This is a genomic window from Trichocoleus sp. DQ-A3, from assembly GCF_039961975.1.
Classification (GTDB): domain Bacteria; phylum Cyanobacteriota; class Cyanobacteriia; order Cyanobacteriales; family FACHB-T130; genus FACHB-T130.
Window position 1 is genome coordinate 160,088 of the sequence record NZ_JAMPKC010000005.1, and the last position, 18,109, is coordinate 178,196.

At 46.5% G+C, this 18,109-nt stretch carries 11 protein-coding genes; 4 read left to right on the plus strand and 7 right to left on the minus strand.

Translation table 11 applies throughout. From position 1 onward, the window contains the following. Window positions 1-15: 15 nt before the first annotated feature. The 4 genes from NDI44_RS11625 to NDI44_RS11640 form a co-directional block, all read right to left on the minus strand. Entirely contained in the window at window positions 16-2,199 is a 2,184-nt protein-coding gene (locus NDI44_RS11625; RefSeq protein WP_190414943.1) for a DEAD/DEAH box helicase, read from the minus strand. After that, window positions 2,196-3,518, minus strand: a complete 1,323-nt coding sequence (locus tag NDI44_RS11630) for an ATP-binding protein (RefSeq protein ID WP_190414944.1) — start codon at window positions 3,516-3,518, stop codon at window positions 2,196-2,198. Before NDI44_RS11630 ends, NDI44_RS11625 begins: the two co-directional genes overlap by 4 nt. Window positions 3,519-3,666: 148 nt before the next feature. Then, complete coding sequence (locus NDI44_RS11635) at window positions 3,667-4,710, minus strand: tellurite resistance TerB C-terminal domain-containing protein (RefSeq protein ID WP_190414945.1); 1,044 nt, start codon at window positions 4,708-4,710, stop codon at window positions 3,667-3,669. Between the two features lie 117 nt (window positions 4,711-4,827). Then, window positions 4,828-6,153: an ATP-binding protein gene (locus NDI44_RS11640; RefSeq protein WP_190414946.1), complete on the minus strand. Its 1,326-nt coding sequence runs from the start codon at window positions 6,151-6,153 to the stop codon at window positions 4,828-4,830. Between the two features lie 88 nt (window positions 6,154-6,241). Here NDI44_RS11640 and NDI44_RS11645 point away from each other — a divergent pair, with 88 nt between their 5' ends. Then, a complete protein-coding gene (locus tag NDI44_RS11645) occupies window positions 6,242-6,562 on the plus strand; it encodes a TMEM14 family protein (protein ID WP_190414947.1) in 321 nt (106 codons plus the stop codon). Between the two features lie 36 nt (window positions 6,563-6,598). On the opposite strand, the gene NDI44_RS11650 is transcribed toward NDI44_RS11645, so the two are convergent. Continuing rightward, the gene (locus NDI44_RS11650) at window positions 6,599-9,295 is read right to left on the minus strand and encodes a PAS domain-containing protein (RefSeq protein ID WP_190414948.1); all 2,697 of its coding nucleotides are present in this window, start codon (window positions 9,293-9,295) and stop codon (window positions 6,599-6,601) included. 473 nt (window positions 9,296-9,768) lie between these two features. Here NDI44_RS11650 and NDI44_RS11655 point away from each other — a divergent pair, with 473 nt between their 5' ends. Both NDI44_RS11655 and NDI44_RS11660 read left to right on the plus strand, forming a co-directional pair. Then, window positions 9,769-10,602 (plus strand): metallophosphoesterase, encoded by an 834-nt coding sequence (locus tag NDI44_RS11655; protein ID WP_190414949.1) that lies wholly within the window; start codon window positions 9,769-9,771, stop codon window positions 10,600-10,602. Between the two features lie 25 nt (window positions 10,603-10,627). Continuing rightward, window positions 10,628-11,752, plus strand: a complete 1,125-nt coding sequence (locus tag NDI44_RS11660) for a histidinol-phosphate transaminase (RefSeq protein ID WP_190414950.1) — start codon at window positions 10,628-10,630, stop codon at window positions 11,750-11,752. 46 nt (window positions 11,753-11,798) lie between these two features. On the opposite strand, the gene NDI44_RS11665 is transcribed toward NDI44_RS11660, so the two are convergent. Together NDI44_RS11665 and NDI44_RS11670 are read right to left on the minus strand one after the other, a co-directional pair. Next, on the minus strand, window positions 11,799-12,350 hold the full coding sequence (locus NDI44_RS11665; RefSeq protein WP_190414951.1) for a hypothetical protein: 552 nt from the start codon (window positions 12,348-12,350) through the stop codon (window positions 11,799-11,801). A 451-nt stretch (window positions 12,351-12,801) separates the two neighbouring features. After that, window positions 12,802-13,467 carry a GNAT family N-acetyltransferase gene (locus NDI44_RS11670; RefSeq protein WP_339380786.1) on the minus strand — a complete coding sequence of 222 codons (666 nt, stop codon included), beginning with the start codon at window positions 13,465-13,467 and terminating at the stop codon, window positions 12,802-12,804. Between the two features lie 869 nt (window positions 13,468-14,336). On the opposite strand from NDI44_RS11670, the gene NDI44_RS11675 reads away from it, so the two are divergent. Beyond that, entirely contained in the window at window positions 14,337-18,104 is a 3,768-nt protein-coding gene (locus NDI44_RS11675; RefSeq protein WP_190414952.1) for a response regulator, read from the plus strand. The last annotated feature ends 5 nt before the right edge of the window (window positions 18,105-18,109 follow it).

Consider the following 18,109-nt stretch of genomic DNA (forward strand, 5'->3'; position numbering starts at 1 on the left):
TTTCTATTCTCTCATCTACCAACCACTAATAATTTTCTTCAGCTCTCCAACATCTAGACAATCGAAAGCAAAAGCTTTACGAAGCAGCTTGCTAGGAATAAACTCATCATACTTTTGCATTTTTAAACGTTCTTCAACAGCAACTAAATCTAACGCCGTAATCCTTTTATTGCCAAACGCCAGGATTTCCGAGCCAAGCTCTTCAACCCCATCCTTTCCAAGTTTAACGGTCATAAAGTATGGAGCTTGACCCCCAATCTTCTTGATATCCAGAGACTCTCTACCAAAGAAATTTAGAAACCTTTCCAAGGTGCGGTAAGCGACAGTACCCATCCAAGGAAATATGCAGCAAGTTTTGCTTCCTAATGAAACAATATTATTTCTTTCAAATTCCCCAAATCGAGCTAATTGACGAGCTTCATTCAGGCGCTTTTTAGCATTACTTTGCAAATAGCTATACTGCATATCCTCAAAAAGAACCTTTCGCATCCGTTCAAGAACTTTTGTATGAATATTGCTACTGCCACCATGCCAAGAAATTTTAGCTTGACCTTGCGCTTGCTTGACAAAAACCGTTTTTGTTTTAACATCGCTATCCAAAACTTCCCACGTTCTCCCTGCCAAGGCAAAGCAATTGCCAACAGGTGGAGGCATCAGGATACTGCCAATTTCCATCGATTCATCCCTAACAGCATACTCAACCGTGTCGGAAAAAACGGCATAGAAATGAAAATTTTTTACAATTTTCTCCCCAGCTAATCCGATAATTAATTTGTCTCCCTCAGTCTGCTGAATGTGGTCAATTCCTATCAAGTTTCGTAGCAATTGCCTAAAATCATCTTTAGATATAGCTGCGAAGGGTGGTAAGCCTAAAACTTGCTGAGCTAAAGCTGCGGGAGAGAGTTCCTCCATCGCTGCTAAAATACTCATTGTTTGGTGATATAAAAGGCTAAAAGGGTATTTAACCGGCTTGATTGGCTCAATCCAACGTTCTTCTAAATAAAGTTGGATAATTGCGATAGATTGCAACAGTTGCCAAGGAATTAGATTAGGAAGCGATTCCTCTGTTGATAGTTCCTCTTCCGCGCAAACAAACCGCATATCTGCCGCGCTTCCTCGCCTTCCCGAACGTCCCAATCGCTGCAAGAAACTGGATACAGATAAAGGCGCGTTTAATTGAATGACTCGCTCTAATTGACCGAGATCGATTCCTAATTCAAGCGTGATAGTTGCAGCAGTAACAGATGGAACTTTGGTATCGCGCATGGCATCCTCAGCCGCTTCCCTTAAGGAGGTAGAAATACTGCCATGATGGACGTGATAAATATCTGGTAATCCTTCAGCTTCGGCTATTTCACGCAGGCTGGCAATCACTGATTCTGTATCTGAGCGATTGTTAGCAAAGATCAGGCTTTTTCGAGATTTAGTGATATCAAAGATATGCCTGTAGTAAGGAGTAACAACTAAATTATCAGTCTCATCTGTTTCAACGGGAGAAACAAAAAAATGCTCTAAAGCCAGATTGATCTTTCGTTTTCCTCCCTCGATATCCGGAGTAATGACTGGCGTTTTGGTTCCCAGTCGCAGCCAGTCTTCAGCGAGTGAGTAATCGCCAAGGGTAGCCGATAAACCAATCCGACGGGTGGGATTTTTTACAAATTTTGAAAGGCGTGCCAACTGGCAGAGAATTTGGCAACCCCGTTCGGAACCCATGAAAGCATGGATTTCATCAATAATGACAAAACGTAAATCTCCGAACAAGCGAAACAGTTGAGTATTTTTATTAATTAAGAGACTCTCTAAAGATTCTGGCGTTATTTGCAGAATCCCTTTTGGGTCTTTTAGGAGTTGTTTCTTACGAGCCTGGGAAACATCGCCGTGCCAGTGCCAGACTGGAATATCTGCTTCCTTTAAAAGGTCATTTAGACGCTCAAATTGGTCGTTAATTAATGCTTTTATGGGGCTAATATAAAGTGCCCCAATCGTTGTAGATGGTTTTTGATGTAATAAAGTAAGAACTGGAAGAAAAGCTGCTTCTGTTTTCCCCGATGCAGTTCCGGCGGCGATTAACAAGTGAGCATCTGTTTCAAAAATAACCTTACAGGCTTCAACTTGAACGTCTCTTAATTCAGTCCAATCTTGGGTGTAAATGTATTCTTGAATAAAAGGCGCTAATTTAGCAAAAGCCTGTTCGCTCATAGGGTAAATTCTGCAAATTCAGTATTCCCATCTACCTCTGGGTTCTTGCTAGGAGAAGTCGGTTTAAAATTGGAACCATGAATGAGTTCTCTGAAAGAGATGTTGGGGTTTTGTTGAAGGATATTCAAAATACTGATAAAATCGCGGACAACTTCACGGGGTGTCAAGAATTTGTCTGCACCTAAGCGATTGACAACTTCTTGCATAAACTCTTGCAAGTCACTCGGTTTCAGAGTTTTATTATAGTTGTAATGGGTAGCATGAATATCCACCAATCGGTGCAAAAGCTCGGATATATTTTGCTTGGTTAATATTTCTAGCTGGATGACGGGTGCTGAGGTATCCTGATGACCTCCTTTGACACGGCTGCTTAAGCGCGATCGCAATGCTTCATCACTGTACAACCCCCGGCGTTTGTCCTCCACAAATTCGGGCGTTCCTCCGATAAAAATGCCAAGATTTTCTGCTCTTCCCTGCATCGTATCGTTGAACATTGCCAATAGCTTATCGTAGTTTTTTTGACGAGAAGCGGTATGAGTAATTTTGTACAAATGAACGGCTTCATCCACCAAAATTAAAAGCCCTTTGTAGCCAATATCTGAAACAAACTTTGCAACTAGCTTGATGTAGTCATACCAAGTTTCATCATCAATGATGACACGCACTCCTAGCCCAGTTTTTGCCTCAGTTTTAGTTCCAAATTCTCCTCGAAGCCAACGTAGCGCCGCTTCCTTTTTATCATCATCATCAGAACGATAGCCGCGCCAATAGGCGATGATGACATTCGCAAAGTCAAACCCGTGAACTAAGCCTTCTATATCCTTAACGACTTCCCGAATTTTCTCTTCTACTTTATCATCAAACCCAGTGTCGTTGGGTCGCATCCCGCTTTCTTGTGCAACTTGGTTTTGAATATTATTAATCCATCCTTCCAAAATGGGTGTGAAAGCGCCACCTTCTGGGCGAATTTTGGTGGAAAGATTCTGCATTAATTCCCGATAAGTTGCAACCCCTTTTCCGTCAGTTCCTGCGAGTCGCCGTTCGGGAGATAAATCAGCATCAGCTACTACGAAACCTCTTTCCATCGCGTGGTTGCGAATCAGTTGTAGCATAAAGCTTTTACCGGAACCATAGCGTCCTACAACGAAGCGAAACCCGGCACCGCCTTCGCCAATATTATCGAAATCCTGTAAAATAGCTTTGACTTCTTTTTCGCGTCCGACAGCAATATGTTCCAGACCGATTCTAGGAACAACACCTGCACCAAGAGAACTGATTAAAGCATTCGATATTCTTTTGGTAATTTTGATTTTCGTCATGATTTAAAATAATTTATTTGTTGCTATATAGGCGGACAAAGCTTTGACGTTTCTCATTCTGTCTCACCTACGAGGAATGAGGTGAGGTTTTTGATTCGGTTTACTTAGGTTTTATAATAAATTTTGATAAATTGTTAGTTTTGTAAAACTAAGTTTCGAGCATCTTCTTCACTTTTGTCAAGTGTTCTTCTGCGATCGCAGGCGGAATCGATGCCGAACCTGGTTCAATGATAAAATCGCCAATGGTATCTATAGCACGTTCGTTTATTGCATCTATCAATAGTTGAGGCATAGTTATATTTGTCTCAGCGATTTTCTTGAGAGTTGCACCTGGATTGTTTTGCTCTACTATGGCTTTGATTATCTGAATATCATCATTCGTAAGTTTTGTTTTTAGAGCAGTCCATTCCGCCGATAAGTTTTCTACTGATTGTTTTCTTTGTATTTCTAAAAAAGGAATTGCCTGGGACTGCCTTTTTTGAGGTTTTTGGGGATTTAAATCCCCACTTTTTAACTGCTTGTATTCCAAATTCAAAGAGGATACTTGCCCTTGCAATTGACCTAATTCTACTTTTAAAAGCCCCAGGGATTGATTCAGCGCTGCTCTTTGTGATTCCAATATCTGAAGCTGAGTTTGTAGATTATCTACTTCTGATTGTAAAGGGCGTTTTTGTTTTTTAAGGTTAGTGACTTCTTGCTCAAGGATTGTTTTATGACTCTGATTATCTGTGACTTGATCTTGCAGCCGCTTGAGTTCTGTTTTCAGGGAATTTAAGCTGGTTTCTGTTTTCTGCTTTTCCGATGTTGCAGCCAACAAGGATTCATTGAGTTCTGCTTTTTGCCTTTCCAGAACCTCAAGTTGAGTTTGGAGAATAAACCCTTGTTCTTCTAGTTGGTATCTATAAGCTCCTAAAGTGGACACTTCCCGATTAATGACCTCTCTTCGGTTATAGCTTTCTGCTATTTGTCCGTGCAATTGGTTTAGGCTTGACTCCAAATAATAGAGATCATCCTCTAAGTTTTGTCTTTCGTCGGAAATCGCTTGAATTTCATTTTGTAGAAAAAACTTCTGCTTTCTTTGTTTAATTTGTACAACAATGGCTCCTGCATAAGTAGCAGGTACAGTAATTAAACCTGTAACCAAGGCTTTTGGGAAATCTCGGTTGGCAATAAAGCTCAGGAAAAAGCTCACACCGAAGGCAATTAAACCCAGTAAAATCCGATTGCTTACCTTAACCGATCGCATATCATTTTTTGTGAGATAAAGTCAGCATTTCCCAAGTTCTAATTCATACGAACAGAATTCTAATTATGTGTTTAATCTACGAGATTCTGAACCAGTAACAGCTAAATCTGCCCTGAGAAAGTCAATGAATTGCCGTGCTGTACGTCCAGAACGCCCGTTGTGGCGAGTTGCCCACTGTAAGGCACGATACTCTAAATCTTCCTGAGTGAGGGAAATGTCGGCTTGGGTTGCGAGATGGTGAACAATGCTTAGGTAGGTGTTCTGATCGGCGGGTTCAAAGGTTAAAGTCAGACCAAAGCGATCGCTAAACGACAGCTTTTCCTGAACCGTATCCCAGGCGTGAATTTCTTCATTGTCCTTGGGACGAGGGCGATCGCTAAAAAATTCTCGAATCAGATGCCGCCGATTGGAAGTCGCATAAACCACCACATTTTGAGGACGTGCGGTTAAATTGCCCTCCAGCACTACTTTAAGAGCTTTGAAAGCGTCGTCATCCTCCTCAAAGGAGAGATCGTCAACAAAGATGATGAACTTCTGAGGCACACCCCGCAACTGCTCGATAATGGTTGGTAAATCTTTCAGTTCAGATTTGGCAACTTCGACGAGGCGGAGGTTTCCCGTATCAGGCTCATTTAACAACCCCTTCACCAAAGAAGATTTGCCGCTACCACGACTGCCGTAGAGCAAAACGTGTAAAGCTGGATGACCGGCGAGTAAAAATTTTGTATTCTTCAGCAAAGAGTCTTTCTGAGACTCGTAGCCGACTAATTCTGGAAGCTGCACGGGATCGGCATATGAAATGCCTACCAACTGCCCAGATTGCCAGCGTAACGCCCGATAAGAAGCAAACAGCCCCGTTCCGTATCGCTGATAATGAGCGGCTAAAGATTCCAGCACATCTACCCAATTTTCTGACATTTGGAATTTCTCCCAAATGGGCAATTCGTGAATTGCACCTACCCTATCCTGCTGCTGGTTCCAGGCGACTGGTGCCGCGAGTAACTTGGCTGTGGCTTGCACCCACCGGCTCAACTGGTCGCTACTGCAATTGTAGAGGCTCTGCAAGGCTTGTAAATCGTGCTGGGCAGCAGCTACCAGCGCCGGAGGCAGTAAAGACGATTGCTGGACTTGCTTGCTAAAAGGATTGTCAGTTCTGAGAATTTGGGTAATTAGGTAGTCTTGCCAACCTTGATTTCTGGCGGCTAAAGCTTGAAACCAAGTGCCGTAAGCTTGCAGGCAAGCCAGTCCATTGGTGTTGTTGCTGCTTAAGGCTTGTAGCAGATTCAGGAAAGCCGTGCCGACTTCCCCACGGAGGACGGATTGATAAAGTAACAGAGAAGCAGCTTGACGTTGCAGAAATTCGATTGAAGCGATCGCTTGAGTATCCATTAATCAACTGAGTGGTGTATCTCAGCTATGGTAAATTGTCTCCCGACGCTAGAAATAAGTTCTATTCAAGCAATGAGGTTTTAACTAGATGAATCCGGGTACTATCGCCGCGATCGCTTACGGAATTTTAGCCATTGTCGGCGGCATCATGGGCTACTCTCAAGCTCAAAGCAAAGCGTCGTTGATTTCTGGCAGTATCAGCGGCTTATTACTCATTCTCGGCGGCGTGATGTTATTGCAGGGACAAGCGTGGGGGCTGATTTTAGCAACTGTTGTCACCGCTGTTCTCATCATTGTCTTTGCCATCCGGTTGTTTAAAACTCGCAAATTTATGCCTGCGGGATTAATGACGCTCTTAGGTTTGGCGGCGCTGGCGGTGATGATTCAACAACTGGTTGCGATAGTGTAGCGATCGCATAAAGGATAGATTTAAAGCATAGATTGCCTAAACTATCTGGCGAAGTGGAATCTCAATAATAAACTCCGCTCCCCTACCTGGTGCTGAGAGACATTGCAATTGACCATTGTGCTTTTCTACAACAATCTGGTAGCTAATTGCCAAACCCAGTCCAGTGCCTTTGCCAATGGCTTTGGTAGTAAAGAAGGGATTAAATAGCTGTTGTCTCACCGCCTCTGTCATTCCAGAGCCATTATCTGCAATTTTGATAACCACGCGATCGCAGTCTAGTACCTCGGTGCGAATTTTGATCCAGCTGGGATTTGCCTTGATTTCGGAAAGCGATCGCTGTTTGTTATACTCATCCAACGCATCAATGGCATTCGCGATCAGATTCATAAACACTTGATTGAGTTGTCCTGCGTAGCACTCAACTTTAGGTAAGTGCCCGTACTCCTTAATTATCTGAATGTTGGGATGATCCGGTTTTGCTTTTAGGCGGTTATGCAGAATCATTAGGGTACTATCAATTCCTTCATGAATATCAACCGCTTTCATTTCAGCTTCGTCAATTCGCGAAAAATTCCGCAAGCTAAGAACAATTTCCCGGATGCGATCTGCCCCCACCTTCATTGATGACAACAGGTTAGGAAAATCTTCCATCATAAAATCTAGGTCAATCGCTTCTATCTCCTCCTGAATTTCTGGCGTTGAATTAGGATACTGTTGATGATAGAGTCGCAATAGATTTAATAAGTCTTGGGTGTATTCTCTGACATGGGTGAGATTCCCAAAGATAAAGTTAACTGGGTTATTAATTTCGTGAGCAATCCCTGCAACCAATTGTCCTAAACTGGACATTTTTTCGCTTTGAATTAATTGACCTTGAGTACGTTGGAGTTCTTGGAGAGTATGTTCTAGCTGCTGATTTTTTTCTTTTAACTGAACTTCTTTCTCCTGACGGGCTTCCTCAGCTTGTTTGCGAGCAGTAATATCCATCACGGTGGCACCAAGAGCCATCGGCTTGCCATCTTCTCCAGGTATGGGAAATTGAGAAGTCAACCAGTGCATCAGGACGCCTGGATTGCCAGGTAATTCACCGCACGTCTCCATGTTGAGAATCGCTTCGCCTGTCGTCAGTACTTTGCGTAATGTCGATTCGATCGCTTGTGCAGCGTCGGGCAAGACTTCAGCCAGGGATCTTCCTAAATGTTCTTCTACAGACAAGCCATTGAAGTGTGCTAGCGCTTCGTTGATTTGCAGATACCGCATCTGGTCGTCAAGAATACAGAGTCCGACCGGCGCAACGCTAATAAATGAGTTCAAAAGCTGCTCGCGCCGCGCTAATTCTTTTTCCAACGCCTTGCGATCGCTAATGTCTCGCGACATCCCAATCAAACCGATAACGTTTCCTTGGGGATCGCGATAGATATTTTTTGTTGAGAGATACGTCACCGCGATGTTATTGATATAGACAATTTCCTCCAACGTCTGAGTTGTCCCAGAAGCCATAATTCTGCGGTCAGTCTCCATAAGTTGAGGGGCGACCTCAGGTGGAAATACCTCGGAGTCATCCTTTCCAATCATCTCCTCTACAGACTTGCCAAGTAGGTTGGCACCAGTGGAGTTGATCATTAAGTAGCGACCCTGAAGATCCTTGATAAAAATGATATCAGTTGTTCCTTCAATGACTGCATTCAAGAGGTTATAGCTTACTTGGAGCGCCTCCTCTGTCTCCTGGTGTTCGGCAATTCGCTGGTGTAATTGCTCGTTCAGTTGACTCAGCTCGATCGTGCGCTCCTCAACTCTATCTTCTAGCTCTTGATTCACCTGTTTCAGTGCTGCTTCTGCTCGGTGGCGCTGGCTGTCAACCGCATTCAGGAATCTGGCATTCCACCAAATTAGAAAGGCAAAAATAACTACGTTGAATACGCCAAAAAGAGCCAGCCCAAGTTCGCTGTCATAAATCTGAGATTGGTAGCCGCATAAAATGAACCAGCCCAATACTGAGGGAATGCCAATCGCGGCTGGCGACATCCGCCGCACCATCAATCCGCCTGCTTTGTCGCTTGTAACAACTGTCATCAGTCCTCGATCCGGACAAGCAAACAGGATGCCGATGGAAAGCAGGATGAATGCGATCGCCGTGTGCAACGCCACACCTGTGTTGTAACTCTTGCCGTACAACGAGGTGATGCCGTAGATATAGCCCAAAAGACCCAGAAAACCAATCAAAAACCCGCCTAAGCTAAAGCATTGAGCCGGACGGTACGCTCTTTTAGATAACAGCAGAAGGGCAGAGCCAAGCATGAAAAAGCTCAGGGCACTATTGGGAGACATTCGCCCTGGTGCAGAGGTGCCAACAGCGCCTGCTGGGTCTTTAAACAGCAGTTCGTCAATTCCTAGATTCCATCCAAACCCATACTCAATTAGTGTCAATAAACCGATTAAAATGACGATGATCGCCAACACTTGAGAAAGGTCAAACGAAGACTTTCTCCGGTTATCTTTTGCCTTTTGTCTTCTGTGTTCCGCGTCGTGCCACAAACACAGAGAGAACCCACTCAGAATAAAGGCTATGCTTGTGTTGGCTTTCATGCTTACCAGCCCTGGCAAAATGCTTTTAAGGGCTGTAATATCTAATATCCAGCCCAATAAAACAACACATCCAATTAGGGTGACAATAATACCGGCTTTTCTGGAGTAAGATTGTGGAAATTCGATAAACTCCGTCTTTTTAATCATAAGAAGCGGACTCTTGCAAATATCAATAACTGACTAATTGTTAACTTTTAATAGAAAAAACCTTTTGAGCTTTCCTAGACAAATTTATACAAATTACCAAAATACTACAATTCATCGTTCGTGCCTAAATATAGGCTAAACTTAAATTTATTCATAATAAACATAGGATAGATTTACTAATTATAAAACCGTATTTACATTGACTATTTGTCCGTTTTTTACGAAAAAATCAGTAAATTCACAGATAAATGTTCTGAACAAGTTCAGAACTATTGTAAAAAGAACCATTTAGCGATCGCTTTTGTATTTATTGCAAGCACGGTAGCGAATCGAGAAGCCCATAACCCAGCCCAGTCAAGCAATCTTGAAAAGATTTAATCCATTCTTTTGCTTTCGCTCCTTAATCAGGCGGGAAGGCAACAAATAGCATCTCTGAGCTATCCTGGAATCGCCAGATAGCAAAAGTTGACAAAATGCACTGGATATTATCCGAACCTTTAAGCGTAGAAAATTTAACAGTAGCGATCGCGGGTTTACCGGCATCTTTGCAAGGCACAAAGCTAGTGCAACTGTCTGATTTGCACTACGATGGCAAGCGATTATCCGAAACACTACTCGCAGAGGCAATTGAAGTCAGCAATCAACTCGAACCCGACCTGGTTTTGTTGACTGGCGACTTCGTGACTGATGACCCATCTCCCATTCACGCCCTAGTGCAACGGCTAAAACACTTGCAAGGTCGCGCTGGTGTCTATGCCGTACTGGGCAACCACGATAATTATTATCGTCATTCAAAACAAGTGGTGCAAGACGCCCTGACTAGCATTGGGATTCATGTACTCTGCAATGAAATTGCTTATCCATTGGGAAAAGAATTACCCTTAGTCGGACTGGCTGATTTTTGGTCGCGGGACTTTAATCCAGCGCCAGTGATGAATCAACTCGATCGGGATACACCCCGAATCGTCTTATCTCACAACCCAGATACTGCCGAGATTTTGCAAGAATGGCGGGTGGATTTGCAACTGTCGGGTCATACTCATGGCGGTCAAGTAGTAATTCCTGGATATGGTCCAGCGCCGCAACTGCTGCAAAACTTCCGTCACCTGATTCCCAAACCGATGCAGCGTTGGGTGCCTTTTATGAAGGAATGCAATAAAGTGGTAGAGCGTTGGGAATGGGCGCAGGGGTGGCATCAGGTAGGAAAAAACCAGCTATATGTGAATCGGGGGCTGGGAACCTATTGGCCCGGACGCCTATTTTGTCCGCCAGAAGTCACGGCGATCGCGCTGGTGGATCAAAAATAGTTTTTAGTTGTTAGATCAAGAATTTATGTTCTCGTTCATCCGGTCAGATTTATCTCAGTTACGCGCCTATATGCCCCACCCAGGCGGCGCATCAGGAAGTCCAGTCACGGGTTCAATTTCAATCGATCGGCTGGATACCAATGAATGCCCTTTTGATTTACCAAAAGAATTAAAAGAAAAATTGGCATGGACTTATCAGCAGCTAATTGAGACGAATCGCTATCCTGATGGCAGTCATGCCCAACTCAAAGAAGCGATCGCCCAATACGCGAACGAATCCTTAGACACCTCCATTACCCCAGCCCATATCTCTGTCGGTAACGGTTCGGATGAACTAATTCGTTCCCTCCTGATTGCCACCTGTCTCGGCAACGAAGGCTCAATTTTGGTAGCCGATCCCACCTTCTCCATGTACGCGATTCTGGCGAAGACGCTGGGCATTCCTGTGGTGAGTGTCGGGCGCAAGGAAGCAAATTTTGAAATGGATCTTGCCGCTGCCCAAACCGCGATTGAGGAAACCCAGAATCCGCCAATCCGGGTGGTATTTGTAGTTCATCCCAACTCCCCCACCGCTAACGCCTTAACTACCGCCGAGTTGGAATGGCTGCGGAGTTTGCCAGATCATATTTTGGTGGTCATTGACGAAGCGTATTTTGAATTTAGCCAGACAACCGTGGTGGGTGAATTGTCGCAGCATCCAAACTGGGTGGTACTCAGAACATTTTCCAAGGCGTTTCGGCTGGCAGCACTGCGACTAGGATATGCGATCGCTCACCCAGAACTCATCGTCGCCCTCGAAAAAGTCCGTCTCCCCTACAATCTCCCCAGCTTCACCCAAGCTGCCGCTTTACTTGCCCTTTCCCAGCGGCAACTGCTACTTAGCTGCATTCCCCAAATTCTTAGCGAACGAGAAAAGTTACTCGATTTTCTCAAAGAGCAACAGGATTTACAAGTTTGGCCCAGTGCCTCAAACTTCATCTACCTGCGTCTCCCGACAGAGGAAGCCCTGACTCGATTGGCGCAGCAACTCAAAGAGTTAGGAACCTTAGTTCGTCACACCGGCGGCGGCATTCGTCTGACGGTAGGCAGTGAAGAAGAAAATGAGCGATCGCGCCAGCATCTCCTGGCAGCCTTAAAAGCAATCAACTAAGCAGGATTAATTAAAAATTAAAAACTTCCTAGTTTTTAATTTTTAATTAATCCTCCAAATCCCGTGCCCTGCGGATAGTATCTGGCAACACCCCCACCAACAGCGCGAAGGCATCGTCAGGTACTTGCGTCAGCGTCTCCGTGCCAAAGAACTGCTTAAACTGTTCGAGGATCTTCTGTGCTCGTTGCAGCGGCACGGGGTTATCCGTAATTTGTTTCGTGAGTCGAATCCACTGTCTCCGAATCAAATAAGCATTCTGCCGTTCCTGAGCGGATTCAGGAGTTACCAACGACAAATTGCCCACTGGCAACACCCATTTCGCATCCACATCAAACAATCCGCCCACAGCCGCTCCTGGCCCAGCAAACTCTGCATGGTAGTGTTTGTAGAGGATCAAGCCATTCCGACGGCGACTATTCACGATTAACAGATGTTTATCATGCAGCTGATTAAGGATATCAGACGATTCCTCGTCAGGGTTCGGGCTTTCATTATTCATGCCATTAGAGCCTTGAGAGCGGGCGACACAGGTAGGGCTTTGATTGGCATCCGCTTTGTATAGGACAGTCTGGTAGCGCTGTTGGTTGTCGCTATCCATGTCAACTCTTACTGCTATATTTTTTCTTTGGGCATGCACCCGAACCGGAAGTACAGAGGCAAACCCAAGTCTGTTAGTTCTGGATGGATTGCAAGCTTGAGATTCAGTTTGCCATCTATTATGTATGTAAACAATAATTACATTATCAAAACATTTGACATTAGTATAAGTCACCAAGCGGTAATTCTTAATTTTATTTTATGGCATCTTGTCCGAGCGCAGGAAATATACCAGCCAGTAGTCGCCCACAACCTTACTATGTTGGGTATTCTTCAATAATCTACCCCCAAAAGTGACAATTGTTTAAAGTTAATGTGAAGTTGCGACAAGCAAGAGTCACTGACTGATTTAAAGACTGATTGAATTGATTAAACGTCTTTTCTAGCTAGCAATTTTCAACCCAATCATCCTCAAATCTAGAGAATCTCAGGGAGGCGAGGGGAGGGTTATTTTAGCTTCCACAAGGCAAGTGTTTGTGCAAGAACAGCCGTCGAGGACGCCCCAGCAGCCAGTCACTCCAGCTGGGATCGCTATGGTGTAGGTGATATCCCGCCTTCAGATAAAGCTGCCGTGCTTGATGATTGTTTTCTAACACGTGCAGGTAGAGGTCGCAGAATCCCCATTCCACTGCGGTTCGTTCGCAGCGCAGCAGTAACTGCTGCGCGACTCCCCGTCGCCGACACGAGCGGTGGACAGCCAAATTCGAGATGTAAGGATATTGAGAACTCCACGGTTGCCAGGAACAGGGACGAAGCCCCATTTCAACCGTCCCTACCACGGAATCAGCATTTGTTCCTTGGCGTTCTTGTGCTTTTAGGGACGGGGATGAATCCTCTCCTCTCCCCTGATTGGTACTACCCGGAGCGACAGCGGCTAAACAGATGTAATTCGGAGGAATCAAGCGCAGTCGATTGCGTAAATCTTCGTAAATTCCTAGTCGAAATAACGGATAGGCCAAAGCCCAAATTCCTGACCGAGGGTGAAAGCTATCTGCCAGGATCTCGGTGAGGCTGGTCACATCATTTTGGTGGGCTGCCCGGATGATAAAGTGAGAGGCACCATTCGGTTGTGCGGCTCTTTCAGGTTGGCGGTGCAAGAGTGGAAAGCAGGGATTCACAGCCGAGCGTAAATTGGATATCTAGCAGGTTTCATCCTAGATCATTTTGCAGTGATTTTTGCAGGTTTAAGATCGGGGTACTGGAGCAAAATGAATTAACTGGGAAGATTGACAAGTTGCTAGGCTGGAGAGTTTCTAGGTTGCCCTAGCCTGGAAGAATGCCTACCTTAGGCAAAGCTTCTTTTGTTCCAGCAAGGATACTATTGTACAAGGAGTGCATCGGCCTAGGGAAAATTGGCATCGGACGGTAGAGCCAGCATCGCTATCCTGTCCGGAGCAGCAGCGCTCGTCCAGGTATTTCTCTAACAGCCTGTTATCGATCAATTTCGGAGCAGGGGATATGGAAGCGCGATCGCAGTAGTTATAACTGAGATCCACGCCCAAACGTTAAAGTCAGAAATGAAGAGCGGGTATTTTAAATAAAAAGTAAGTGACAAGTGCATTTTCTCCCCAAAAAGTTATTGAACTGGGTAGGTTCGTTGTCAGTCGTCTGACGACCATAAGCATTGCCTACACCCTACCCCGATTTCTCAGGAACCGCTGTTGGGTAGGACCAAGGCTTCCCCGCAAGGGGAGCGGGGAGCATGAGCCAGAACCGGGGTGTTTCTCGAAAATCGACACCAGAAGGTACAGCAGTACTGAAACTGAAAAATTAAGATTAATTAGGGTGCAACCAGGCAATTTCCACAGCTTCCGGATTCGGAAACAGTGGGATGCGGATAGTAGCTTGGATAGGGAGCGTCTATCTTTATCTCCCATCTGCTTTTCCATCTCAATCGCTGGAATAATCTGTGCATGAAATGGAGACTGTTTTGCATTTGCATGGGCGTAGGCATGAGCTGCACCATACTACAGCAGGAGAGCGGGGCATGAAATCCCAAGCCAGTAAAAAGCCCAAAATTCTGGTCGTCGATGACGAACCCGATAACCTCGACCTGCTCTATCGCACTTTTCATCGAGAATATAAGGTACTCAGGGCAGATAACGGCCCTGCGGCGCTGGAGATTCTGGCGCATGAGGGGGATGTTGCCGTGATCATCTCGGATCAGCGGATGCCCCTGATGAGCGGCACAGAATTTCTCAGCCTCACCGCCACCCAGTACCCAGATATTATCCGGATTATTTTGACGGGTTACACCGATGTGGAAGATTTGGTGGAAGCTATCAACGCCGGAAAGGTCTTCAAGTACGTCACCAAACCCTGGGATGCAGCTGAGCTAAAAGCGCTGGTGCAGCAGGCAATGGATACCCACAACGTTTTGAAGGTTCGGACTGAGGAACTATGCCGGACGCTGCGCCGCGAATCGCTGCTCAATACAGTCACGAATACCATTCGCAACGCCCAGTACCGGCGGGGCGGTTCGCCCCTTCAGCAAGTCCTCCAGACGATTGTGGAAACCGTGGGTCATATGCTGGAGGTCAGCGTGTGCATTTTGCGTCCCTTCCAGGAAGACGGGATGGCAGATGAAGGATTCATTTATCAGCGACAAGAGGCAAAAGGCAAGCGGCAATCCTCAGGACTCATCATTTCCGAACTGAGTCCATCGTCAGGACAGAGAACGGCAGGACAGAGGACGGAGGAAGAAGGCGGGAGTCAGGAGTCACTAGAATATACGGCTCCGTCTTCAGTTTTGCTCCCTGAGTCTTCTTTGGGAGAGAGCGAGACTGGGCAGCACAATGAAGATCCCCACTCAGTCTTGAGTCTTCAGTCCTCAGTTCTCAGCCAGTTGGTGTGGGAAACGCACGATGTAGAAGTCATTAATGATGTCGAAACGGATGAGCGACTTCCAGGCGATACCCCTGTAATTAGGCAACGCCTAGAGGCAATGCGACAGGCGGATATCCACTCTAGCTTGGTGGTGCCGCTGTATTGCCAACTGGAATTGATGGCAGTTCTGGCGCTGCACCAGTGCGGACAGCCGCGCGTCTGGCAGGATGATGAGATTCAGCTGGTGGTGATGGTGGCGGATCAAGCGGCTCTGGCTCTTTCTCAAGCGCGGGCTTACGAACAGGTTTCTCGGCTCGCACAAAGAGAGGCACTTGTCAATACGATTACAACGGCAATCCGCTCCAGCCTTGACCCGCAGGACATCTTTGCGGCGATTACACAACAGTTGGGACAAGCCTTGCAAGTGGATGGCTGTGCCCTGTCTCTGTGGCGTAGGGAGGATGAGTTTGTTCAGTGCGTGGGCTTGTATGACGGGGCAGAAAGCCTGGTGCTGGATACATCGGTGAGCGAGGACCCGATTTTCGACCGTACAAGCGAAGCATTTGTCACCAAAATGCAATTAGCTCCGCATCTCGGCAATCATGCTTCGCCCCTGCAAGCGAAGAATCCTCAATTGCCCCACTCGGTAGTCCCAATTGCCGGAAATCCGGTGTTGCAACAGCTGCTAAATACACAACACCCGGTGGCAGTCCACGATCTGGATCGGAACCCGGAAATGAACGGGTTCGATCTCCCGCTGCGGAGTCCGGCGCGGGCGCTGTTGGTGGTACCGTTACTCTCCGATGGTCAGATTATTGGTAGCATTACCTTGCGCCAAACGAACCGACCTCGCCGCTGGCACGCTTCAGAGGTTGAATTAGCGCAGGCGGTGGCAGCACAGGCAGCGATCGCAGTCACGCAGTCCCGACTGTATCAAAAAACTCGGCAGCAGGCGGAGCGGTTACTGGAATTAGACCGGCAGAAAACCGAGTTTTTCCAGAACGTTTCTCACGAATTTCGCACGCCGCTGACTCTGATGCTAGGGCCGCTAGAGTCAGCGGTCAATCAGCATCAGGATATGCCCTACGACCAAGCTGCGATCGCCCTACGCAACTCCCGCCGCTTACTGCGACTGGTCAATCAACTGCTGGATATCCAACGACTCGACGCCGGTCGAATGCAAGCCAGTTTCCGTCCTTGTAACTTAGTAGAATTTATCGAAACCATTGTCGAAGCTTTTCGCCCCTACTGCGAGAAAAAAGGCTTGCAGCTGACACTCGAAATGAAACCCTGTCAGCCAGTTTATTTAGATTTAGAAAGATTTGACAAGGTACTCTACAACCTTCTCTCCAATGCTATGAAATTTACCGAAGCGGGAGGTACGATAGCCGTGCTAGTGCAACCCGCTGGAGATCATGTCCGAATCCAGGTTTCAGACACTGGCATTGGCATTCGCCCGGAACAAATCCCCCATCTGTTCGAGCGCTTCCGTCAAGCGGAAGGGTCAGTCAACCGCTCCTATGAAGGCAGTGGCTTGGGTTTAGCGCTGGTGAAAGAATTGGTGGAACTCCACGGCGGTCAAATTTCTGTCGAGTCGGTTTACCGAGAAGGCAGCACCTTTACCGTTTGGCTGCAAACTGGAACCGCACACCTACCGCTGGATCAGGTGTTGGAAGTGCCAACTGAAGTCCAATCCAATCGCGCTGCTGTGGAACTGGCAGATTTGGAGGTGGAAGAAGAAACTGGAGACTGGGAACTTTTGAGACAGGATGAAGCAGCATCTTCTCTGAATTCACTACCAACGGAGTCGCAACCAGTATCCGCCTCCAGCGTCAATTCCTCCGTCATCCACACCGTCTTAGTGGTGGACGACAATCCAGATTTACGAGCTTATGTGTCTCGGATTTTGCTAAATGATGGCTATCAAGTTTGCATGGCTCGCAACGGCAACGAAGGATTCGCCGTCGCGAAGGAAAGGCGACCCGATCTGATCGTGACGGATTTGATGATGCCCTTTGTGTCCGGTTTGGATATGATTCGGATGCTCCGAGAAAACCCAGAACTTAAGGGAACGCCGATTATTTTGCTCACTGCCAAAGTAGACGAAGATACTCGCATTGAAGGCACTGAGAGGGGAGCGGATGCTTATCTGGCTAAGCCATTTAACGACCGGGAATTGTTAGCATTAGTCCACAATTTGCTAGCGCTCAAGGAAAATGAGCGCCGGGTGGTGGAGCTGAATTCTTACCTGACTGAGTCGGTGCTGAAACGCTTTTTACCTCCAACGATGGTGCAGAAGGCGGCAAAAGGCGAACTGAAGCTGGATTTGAGTCCAGAACCTAGGTTGGTTACGGTTTTATTTAGCGACATCGTGGGTTTTACCAGTTTGGCAAATACCTTACGAGCGCGACGAGTGGCTGAGTTGCTGAATGAATATCTAGAAGCAATGACCAAAGCCGTGTTTGATAACGGTGGCACGGTGGATAAGTTTATGGGGGACGCAATTTTAGCGTTGTTTGGTGCCCCAGAGGAACTGACACCCAACGAGCAGGTACGACGGGCGATCGGTGCGGCGCGGCAAATGCACGCTTCTTTGGAGCAACTCAATCAGAAATGGTTGGAAGCAGGCATTGTCGGCACGAGCGATCGCGCACCCGTCCAGTTCCGCTGCGGCATTCACCAAGGAACTGCCGTGGTGGGAATGTTCGGAGGCAATCAACGGTCGGATTACACGGCTATCGGCCCTAGCGTGAATATTGCCTCTCGCCTTCAAGAAGCAGCGGAGCCGAATTGCATCCTGGTTTCTGCTGCCGTTGCCGATTACCTGGACGAGCAGGAAATGACCAAGTGCAGCCCACTCAAGCTCAAAGGCATCGATGAAACCGTTCTCACCTTTGCGGTTGAACTTAAAGAAAGTGCTGGGGACTGAATAAA

Coding starts and splice junctions, on each gene's coding strand:
- NDI44_RS11665 (WP_190414951.1), bottom strand. CDS start 12,350: ATGGATAGCGACAACCAACAGCGCTACCAGACTGTCCTATACAAAGCG.
- NDI44_RS11640 (WP_190414946.1), bottom strand. CDS start 6,153: ATGGATACTCAAGCGATCGCTTCAATCGAATTTCTGCAACGTCAAGCT.
- NDI44_RS11650 (WP_190414948.1), bottom strand. CDS start 9,295: ATGATTAAAAAGACGGAGTTTATCGAATTTCCACAATCTTACTCCAGA.
- NDI44_RS11675 (WP_190414952.1), top strand. CDS start 14,337: ATGAAATCCCAAGCCAGTAAAAAGCCCAAAATTCTGGTCGTCGATGAC.
- NDI44_RS11660 (WP_190414950.1), top strand. CDS start 10,628: ATGTTCTCGTTCATCCGGTCAGATTTATCTCAGTTACGCGCCTATATG.
- NDI44_RS11625 (WP_190414943.1), bottom strand. CDS start 2,199: ATGAGCGAACAGGCTTTTGCTAAATTAGCGCCTTTTATTCAAGAATAC.
- NDI44_RS11655 (WP_190414949.1), top strand. CDS start 9,769: ATGCACTGGATATTATCCGAACCTTTAAGCGTAGAAAATTTAACAGTA.
- NDI44_RS11645 (WP_190414947.1), top strand. CDS start 6,242: ATGAATCCGGGTACTATCGCCGCGATCGCTTACGGAATTTTAGCCATT.
- NDI44_RS11630 (WP_190414944.1), bottom strand. CDS start 3,518: ATGACGAAAATCAAAATTACCAAAAGAATATCGAATGCTTTAATCAGT.